Annotated in this window: 6 protein-coding genes; 3 read left to right on the top strand and 3 right to left on the bottom strand. The window is 36.6% G+C overall.

Features of this window, described 5'->3' with window-relative positions; genetic code table 11:
- Nucleotides 1-409 precede the first annotated feature (409 nt).
- Nucleotides 410-1,186, top strand: coding sequence for a prohibitin family protein (locus MM239_RS20245; RefSeq protein ID WP_241350148.1), 777 nt, complete (start codon nt 410-412; stop codon nt 1,184-1,186).
- Nucleotides 1,187-1,261: 75 nt separating this feature from the next.
- Here MM239_RS20245 and MM239_RS20240 read toward each other — a convergent pair whose 3' ends face one another.
- The 3 genes from MM239_RS20240 to recQ form a co-directional block, all read right to left on the bottom strand.
- Nucleotides 1,262-2,119: a geranylgeranylglycerol-phosphate geranylgeranyltransferase gene (locus MM239_RS20240; protein ID WP_241350147.1), complete on the bottom strand. Its 858-nt coding sequence runs from the start codon at nt 2,117-2,119 to the stop codon at nt 1,262-1,264.
- A gap of 236 nt (nt 2,120-2,355) precedes the next feature.
- Nucleotides 2,356-3,519: a hypothetical protein gene (locus MM239_RS20235; protein ID WP_241350146.1), complete on the bottom strand. Its 1,164-nt coding sequence runs from the start codon at nt 3,517-3,519 to the stop codon at nt 2,356-2,358.
- A 329-nt stretch (nt 3,520-3,848) separates the two neighbouring features.
- Complete coding sequence (recQ, locus tag MM239_RS20230; protein WP_241350145.1) at nt 3,849-5,984, bottom strand: DNA helicase RecQ; 2,136 nt, start codon at nt 5,982-5,984, stop codon at nt 3,849-3,851.
- Nucleotides 5,985-6,281: 297 nt separating this feature from the next.
- Between recQ and MM239_RS20225 the strand changes: the two genes are divergently transcribed.
- Both MM239_RS20225 and MM239_RS20220 read left to right on the top strand, forming a co-directional pair.
- Nucleotides 6,282-6,470, top strand: a complete 189-nt coding sequence (locus tag MM239_RS20225; protein ID WP_241292348.1) for a CsbD family protein — start codon at nt 6,282-6,284, stop codon at nt 6,468-6,470.
- A gap of 274 nt (nt 6,471-6,744) precedes the next feature.
- Entirely contained in the window at nt 6,745-7,908 is a 1,164-nt protein-coding gene (locus tag MM239_RS20220; RefSeq protein ID WP_241350144.1) for a homogentisate 1,2-dioxygenase, read from the top strand.
- The last annotated feature ends 239 nt before the right edge of the window (nt 7,909-8,147 follow it).

Below are 8,147 nucleotides of genomic sequence, written 5' to 3'. Positions count from 1 at the left end.
TATGAAGAAAAAAGAAAGGCCCTGCCAGAAATAACAGGACCTTTTGAATCTAGCTTAAGCTGATTTACAAATCAAAGGTAAAAAATTTAGATTTTATTTGAAATTTAACACAGAATCTTTCAGGTTTCTATTGATTGTCCAGTTTTTATAAATAATCGAATGAAACCTGAAAGGTGTAGTGTTATTATAAATCAGTCGGTTACAATATTTTCTTAGGGATTTTGGAAATTAATTAAGTATGATGAAAGCCCAGAATTATGGTTTGAATGTACTTAATGTAAATTAGTGAAAAGGAAGTTTGTTTGGTTATCAACTTTGCTTTTTATGTCTTTTTCCAATACAAACATCAAATCTGTAACCTTGTGTATGTTATTGTCCGTTTATCACATTGTAACTAATCCTAAATACTATGAAAAATATCCTTTTTTTGTCAATTTTTGCTCTTTTGCTGGCATCCTGTACAGTGGTACGACAAGGAGAAGTAGGAGTGAAGCGTAAATTTGGAAAGCTCAATGATAATATTTCTGACGCTGGTTTGGTTGGTTTTAACCCTTTCACCACTAGGGTTATAAAAGTACCTATTCAGACAGTGAATCAAGAAGTGAAATTGAATTTGCCAAGTAAGGAAGGATTGACAATTGAGTCAGAGATTTCCATTCTTTACAATATTGAAAAGAATAAGGTGCCATTTATTCTTGAAGACGTTGGGGAGAATTATGAACGTGTTCTCATTTTAAATGTATTTAGATCAGCTGCGGCTGATGTGACGGCGCAGTATATGGCCAAAGACATGCACTCTGGCATGAGGAGTCAGATAGAAAATCAAATATTGGACAGGATGCATGAGTCTCTAAGAGATAGAGGATTTGTTGTAGAACGTGTTTTGATGAAAAGCATCAAATTGCCAAATGAACTTAGTAGAGCTATTGAAAGAAAACTTCAAGCAGAACAAGAGGCTCAACAAATGGAATATGTACTCGAAAGAGAAAGAAAAGAAGCTGAAAGAAGAAAGATCGAAGCTGAAGGAACAAGAGAAGCACAAATGATTCTAGCCGAAGGCCTTGTGAGAGAAATTATCGAGCTTCGCAGCATAGAGGCATTTAGAGAGCTTGCCAATTCTCCAAATACAAAGATAATCATCACAGACGGAAAAACTCCCTACTTGATCAATAGCCAGAAGGATTGATGAGGTGAATGATTGAAATTATGCATACTCCGAGCTTGGAACGCTTTCCAATCTCGGTGTATTTTTTATTTGCTATCATAAAAGCCCCATACTGATGATCCCTGTTAGCATCAGTAGTTTTGATAAAATACTCAATTGACTAAAATGTTCCTTTCGATCTGCAATGTAAATCTTGTACATAAATAGAAAGAAAAGGATGCTTAGGCCTCCAAAATAATAGAAAAGTGATGGTTTATTGATTTTGAAGGTCACGGTTAGAATCGCAACTACAAATACTAAAGCTATAGCAAAGATCACTCGCTTAGTATTCCTGAAACCTAATACTATTGGGAGTGTTTTGCAGCCATGCTTACGATCCCCTTGCCGATCTTCTATATCCTTGATGATCTCTCTGATAAGATTGATAAAAAATGCAAAAATTGCATAAACGGACACCAAAAGCTCGGATTGCTGATAGTAGTAACCAATGATCCAAATCGATGAACCAGTCAGGAGTGCAACCACAAAATTCCCAATAAATGGTAAACGCTTCAAAAGGTTGCTATACAGCCATAGTAAAAATGCAGCGATAAATGTTATTACGCCAACTCTAGGACTAACGAGCCATGCTATTCCTATTCCGGTAAAGTTGAGTACCGAATGAAAAAAAATAGCCATCCTTCGTTTTAGACCTTTACCAATAATTACTTCATCAGGCTTGTTGATATAATCTATCTTTACATCATAATAATCATTGATCATATATCCAGCTGCCGTGACGATAACAGTAGAAAAAACAAGAAGATAGAGGTTCATATCTTGCAGTACGGGCAATCCAAGCCTGCTTTTTTCGACAAGAAAATAAGCTGTCATTAACTGTGCAAAAGCTACAATGATCAAATTAACAGGACGGCTAATTTTGAACAAACTCCAAAAAGAAAAAGACTTGGCCATGAGCTTAGATTTGATTGTAAAAGTACGACAAGAATCTGGCTTTGGTGCTCAATTCAATTTTTTAAATAATAAACTTCAAACGTTCTTGTTGAGGATTTACTTATAAGTAAGTTGTTAATTGTCTAAATTAGCTAATCAAGCTTTCATCACTAACTTACTTATTTGCTATTTCTAGGAAACTTTAAGAGCATCTCCTTTGATCCATACATCCTTTCTTAGAGAATTTTAAAACAATATCATTTTTCACTTAAACCTAATTTGAAAATGCCAAAATAGTCTAGTTCTACATCTTGATTTTCCTTTTGCATTGCCCATAAGGATCCATTTCTTTGGATGATACTCCTAGGGTGGTAATCTACTGGCGCAAAGTCAAACAGCAGACCACCAGTTGAATCAAATATAGCAACTCTATCCAAGTATTTTTCCCTCATTCTAGTTCCAAAAGCTCTTGCTTCTTCAGGAGATTTGTTTTCCATGCTTTCAATCTGATCTTGACTATCGTAACCAGGGAAATAACCAACCACAAAATTATCTTCAAAATATGTAATGGTATGAATTTGACCTGATGAGAACCATTTTCTAAAAGAATCAGGATTAAATTGAGGCTCACCTTGGAAATAGTTATAATTAGGTATTGATAAATCAATGTACTTGATCAAATCAAATGGATGAATTTTGTCAAAAAAATAGATTCTAGGCTCTCCACCAAAAATCACCACGAGATTTTCATCTGTAATTTCAAAAATTGGCGCCCAACCATCTCTGTGAAAAAATTGACCATTCCTGTACAAACTTGAAGATGGGATTTTTATAATGGGAATTTTTTCACCAGTATTTTTATGTATCATGATCATAGTATGAACTTCTTCATAGATTTTAATGTCACTATAGTCCCAAGATCTTGAACCTTGATCAATATAAATATAGTGTTCGTCTATCTCTCCAATTTCATACCCCATTGATCTTCTAGCAAAATTGTATGGGTGTATATCTGATATTCGTGTTCTAGAAATGTTTTTTCCAGTAAAATCATAGCTCAACAAACCGTTGATACCATAAGCTAAAAACTCATTCTCTCCAATGATTTTCAAAGGAGCGAACAGGGTACCATAAGTATCGGGCATGTCACCAAATTTCTGATAGCTGAATACAACTTTACCATCAAAATTTGCCACATGTATGGTTTCTTTTGTCTCTTCTGAATTCATGAATAGTATGGTTCCAGTTTTTGGATTAATATCTTGAACACTTGGGTTTCCTAAGTAGTTGATATGGATGCTGTCTTGTTTTACTAAAGAAACCTTTGGTGTATTTTTATCTTCGATTTGATTTTGAGAAGAATTGCAGCCGAGTAAGGAAAGTGCCAAAATGGGGATCAGAAATCGATTGACTTTTAGCATATTGAAAGTTTGGATTTTGTATCCCAATTTAACTAGGCTAAGAGGTAAAAACTAATTATTTAATAATTAAATTTTAGTTTTTAACGTAAATCCACAGACCTTACAAGTTTTAATTGACGTGCAATCAGTTATCAAAAGTAGTCAAGTGAATCCTGGAAAGTCTATTCTCCCTACAAATCACCCCATACCAACATTCCCATGCGGATATTAGCTTTTATCTTCCTGTTTGTAATAAAAGGATATTTCTCGGTCGAATGTGATTCTCTCAAGCACTCAAATACTTTATATTAACTTTATTGCTAAAGATAGAGAGTTGATTTTGAATCAACTCAGCGCTCCTCTGCCAAAGCAATTTTTAATTGGAAGTAGGAGTATCTTTCTCCAAAGTGTTCTTTCAAGGGTTTTAAAAAGTGAGACTCTTGTCTTCTATATGCCAGCCTTATGTTCAGGATATCATCTTTTGAGATAAAATCGGAAGCATCTACTTCTCGCTTTTTTACCATATTTACGAGATGGTCTTCTATGGTGTTGGGGGCCATCCCTCTTTCTTGAGCTATTTGAAAAATACTTCTACCTTCTTTATAAAGCTTGAGAGATAGTCCTTCTGAGGCTGAGCTTCGTGATGCTTTTGTCTTTTTAGGCTGTATTTTTTGACTTGGCGTGAGTTGGTGTTTGGCAGCGTATTTAGATATTACTTTTATGAAATCCTCGCCATAGCTCTGTGCTTTTACTTGCCCTACACCAGAAATAGACAAAAATGCTGGCTCGTTTGTCGGCAAATAAGTTGCCATTTCTATCAATGCATTGTCTGCAAATACCACATAAGGTGGTACAGCACTTTTCTGCGCAATACTGAATCTTAAGGCTTTTAATTCATCCAATAGCTCCTCATGATGTTCGGTAGGCTTGTTTGATACATCTGCCAGCGTATCATCCATGGGTAAAAGTATTTTTTCTTTGTTTTTTAGCTTTTGCCAAGCAAATTCTGTGAGCTTCAATGTAGGGAATTGTGAGCCTGCTTCGGCTAGATAGTCTTCCTGCATCAATTTGTCACACAAGTTCTTCCAGAAGGACTCTGGTCGATCTTTGCCAATTCCATATACACTCAATTGCTGATGAGTCTCTTGAATCTTGGTGGATTTTGAACCTCTGAGTACCAATATCACATAGCCAATCCCGTAACTTTCTCCCAATCTTACAACAGCTGACAGCAGCATCTGGGATGGGATTGTCATGTCCTGGCGTTTTCCTTTTTGGAAACAAATGTCACAGTTGCCACAATCACCCTCATGTTGCTCACCAAAATAATTGAGTAGGAATTTCCTTCGACAAATTTTACTCTGACAAAAGGATTTCATTTTTTCCAGTTTGTCTTGCATCACATCTACGAACTGTTGATTGTCGCCTTGATCAAGCATCCTTCCCAGTGTAATGGCATCTTGGCTAGAATAGAAAAGTAAGGCATCGCTGGGAAGTCCGTCCCTTCCAGCCCTGCCTGTTTCCTGATAGTATCCTTCAATGTTTTGAGGCATATTCATATGGACTACAAACCGTACATTGGATTTGTCTATCCCCATGCCAAAGGCAATGGTAGCTACCATGATCTTGACTTCATCTTTGATGAATAGTTCTTGGTTTTTTTCTCGCTCTTCTCTTGGCAACCCTGCATGATAGGGAAGAGCTGATAATCCTTTAGCCTGAAGTTCTGCAGCTGTCTCTTCTACATTTTTTCTTGAAAGGCAATAGATCACTCCTGAGTCTTTTTTATGAAAATCCAAAAACTCCAACAATTTGCCCATAGCGTCTCTTTTTGCCGTGACACGATAAGTAATATTGCTTCTGTCGAATGAGGATACAAACCACTCTGGAGACTTTAAGCCAAGCTTTTCAGCGATATCCTTTCTGGTAAGCTTATCTGCCGTCGCCGTCAATGCAATGAAAGGAGTCTTGGCGAAAGCTCTTCTCAATTCACCTATTTTCAAGTATTCTGGCCTGAAATCATGGCCCCACTGGGAGACGCAGTGAGCTTCATCGATAGCTACAAGCGATAGGTTTACCGTCTTGAGAAAATCTACCAAAGGATAGTCGCCTCTATACAAGCGCTCTGGAGCTATATAAAGTAGCTTGATTTTACCAGATTCAATTTGAGAAGAAATGAACCTTTGTTCGCTTTGACTCTGTGTAGAGTTCATGAATGCAGCGGAGATGCCATTAGCATTCAAAGCATCTACTTGATCCTTCATCAAGGAAATCAATGGCGATATCACCAAAGTCAAGCCTTCAAAAACCATTGCTGGAACTTGGTAACAAACAGATTTCCCACCACCAGTGGGCATCAAAACTATTGTATCCCTCTTCGAAAGAACCGATTGGATAATATTTCTTTGATTACCTCTGAATTCAGAATAGCCAAAAAATTCTTTTAATACACTTTCTGGTTTCTTGGTAGGTACTGCTTCACTCATGATATTCAGGTTGATAAAAATGAAAACCTAAAGGTACTAAATTTTGAAGTTTAACAGAAAGATTACCGAATGATTGAGGTTCAAAAATGGTTTGGTTTATCAATTTGAAATGTCCCTTGACTATGAAAGGTTTGGGTTATATTTAAATCACTTCAATGTTCAGTAAGATATTCAAAATAATTATCGGTTTTGATAATATTAAAATAATTTAAGATTTTTTTTAATTAAATGAATCACTTGGAATGGTTGTTGTAATAATTCTATCAAATAAAATTTTAACCTTAACCAACTACTATTATGTCTTTAAAATTGAAATTAAAAGGAAACTGGAACGAAATGAAGGGTAAGTTGAAAGAAAAGTATGGTGAGCTAACCGATGATGATTTGGTTTATGCTGAAGGTCAAGAAGATCAACTTTTAGGTAAACTTCAGAAAAAAACTGGTGCAGCTAAAGAAGAGCTGAGCAAGTTCTTATTTGACGAGTAGATTTAAAGCCTGTCGTTTAATATACAAATGGCAAATAAATAGAAAGAGCGACTTTATGTCGCTCTTTTTTGCTTAAAAAGGCTTATAATTCTCCAATCAACTTATCAATTTTTAAATCTTTCAACCTGATATGTCGGGAAGGTTCTTAGACCTTATATATGCAACCTCATCAGTTTCTTGTTCCAAAACTTTTTATCATGGGAAATAATTTCACCTTCGTGTAAGCAGGTCAACATAATTCCTTATTTTTGAAATAAATATAAACCCAGAAAAAATGGCATATTACTGTAGATTAGGGAGTATTCCACCCAAAAGACATACGCAGTTTAGGCAACCCGATGGTAGTCTTTACAAGGAGGAGCTAGTCAGCTCCAAAGGTTTTTCAGGTATCTATTCCAATCTTTATCATATTCACAATCCCAATAATGTAAAACACATTGGGGAGCCAGTCCCCTATAAATGGGATATAGCTGAATCGCATGGGCTGAATCAAACTCACCTAAAAACTGCTGGTGTTGGGAAGACAGGCAAATGTTATCTCTCGGCTAGGAAGATGCTACTTAAAAATAACGATGTGATGATGGGAATTTGCTCACCAGAACAGCGTAAGATGGATTATTATTTTAAAAATGCAGATGGTGATGAACTCATCTATATCCATGATGGGGAAGGAGTGATGTATTCCCAGTTTGGGAAGCTGGAAATTAGGCAAGGAGATTACATAGTTATTCCAAGAACGACAATTTACCGATTCGAGTTCAATACTACTGGGCCACTTAGGTTACTAGTGATAGAGTCCAAAGGTCCTATTGAAACAGTTAAGAGATATAGAAACGAAGTTGGTCAATTATTGGAACATTCCCCATATTGTGAGCGAGATATCCGACCCCCTGGTGAGCTTTATACCGAATCGGAAGCTGGCGAATACTTGGTACAAATCAAAAAGCAGGACATGCTTCATCAATATACCTATGAGCACAGTCCGCTGGATATCGTTGGCTGGGATGGTTATTTGTATCCTTATGCACTTTCTATCCATGATTTTGAGCCTATCACAGGAAGGATTCACCAGCCACCACCCGTGCATCAAACCTTTCAGGCTTGGGGTTTTGTGATCTGCTCATTTGTGCCTAGACTCTTTGACTATCATCCACTTGCTATACCTGCACCATATAATCACAGCAATATCGATTCAGATGAAATACTATATTATGCAGAGGGGGAGTTTATGAGTAGAAAGGGAATAGACCGTGGATCTTTTACCTTGCATATGGGCGGATTACCACATGGTCCACATCCAGGAACAGTTGAAAAATCCATTGGAGCCAAAGCGACAGAAGAGTTGGCAGTGATGCTGGATACATTCAAGCCTATGTATGTCACCACACAAGGGCTAGAATTTGTGGATCCTGGCTATCCTATGAGCTGGAGTGAGTAGTTGTTCGTAATTGATAACTTGAGTGTAACAAAAAATAAAGGGGCTAAAATAGCAGCCCCTTTATTTTTTATTTAGAATCCACAATACGTTGCGATAATTGATTTGTAATAATAAAAGACCTCCTATGTTTGAAATGATTGTAAATTTAACAAAAAGTGGTTGGAGATGGGAGCGAAATTAGACCCAAATAGCCATTTAGCAATGGTATATTCACTGAAAGATCTTGCCCCATCTCTTTC

Source organism: Belliella filtrata, from assembly GCF_022549775.1.
Lineage (GTDB): Bacteria > Bacteroidota > Bacteroidia > Cytophagales > Cyclobacteriaceae > Belliella > Belliella filtrata.
Note: the sequence above shows the minus strand (reverse complement) of the source record. Positions and strands in the feature narration are given on the sequence as shown.

Excerpts from the sequence above, each read along its gene's own strand:
- MM239_RS20245 (WP_241350148.1), top strand. The coding sequence starts at position 410 with ATGAAAAATATCCTTTTTTTGTCAATTTTTGCTCTTTTGCTGGCATCC.
- MM239_RS20240 (WP_241350147.1), bottom strand. The coding sequence starts at position 2,119 with ATGGCCAAGTCTTTTTCTTTTTGGAGTTTGTTCAAAATTAGCCGTCCT.
- MM239_RS20235 (WP_241350146.1), bottom strand. The coding sequence starts at position 3,519 with ATGCTAAAAGTCAATCGATTTCTGATCCCCATTTTGGCACTTTCCTTA.
- recQ (WP_241350145.1), bottom strand. The coding sequence starts at position 5,984 with ATGAGTGAAGCAGTACCTACCAAGAAACCAGAAAGTGTATTAAAAGAA.
- MM239_RS20225 (WP_241292348.1), top strand. The coding sequence starts at position 6,282 with ATGTCTTTAAAATTGAAATTAAAAGGAAACTGGAACGAAATGAAGGGT.
- MM239_RS20220 (WP_241350144.1), top strand. The coding sequence starts at position 6,745 with ATGGCATATTACTGTAGATTAGGGAGTATTCCACCCAAAAGACATACG.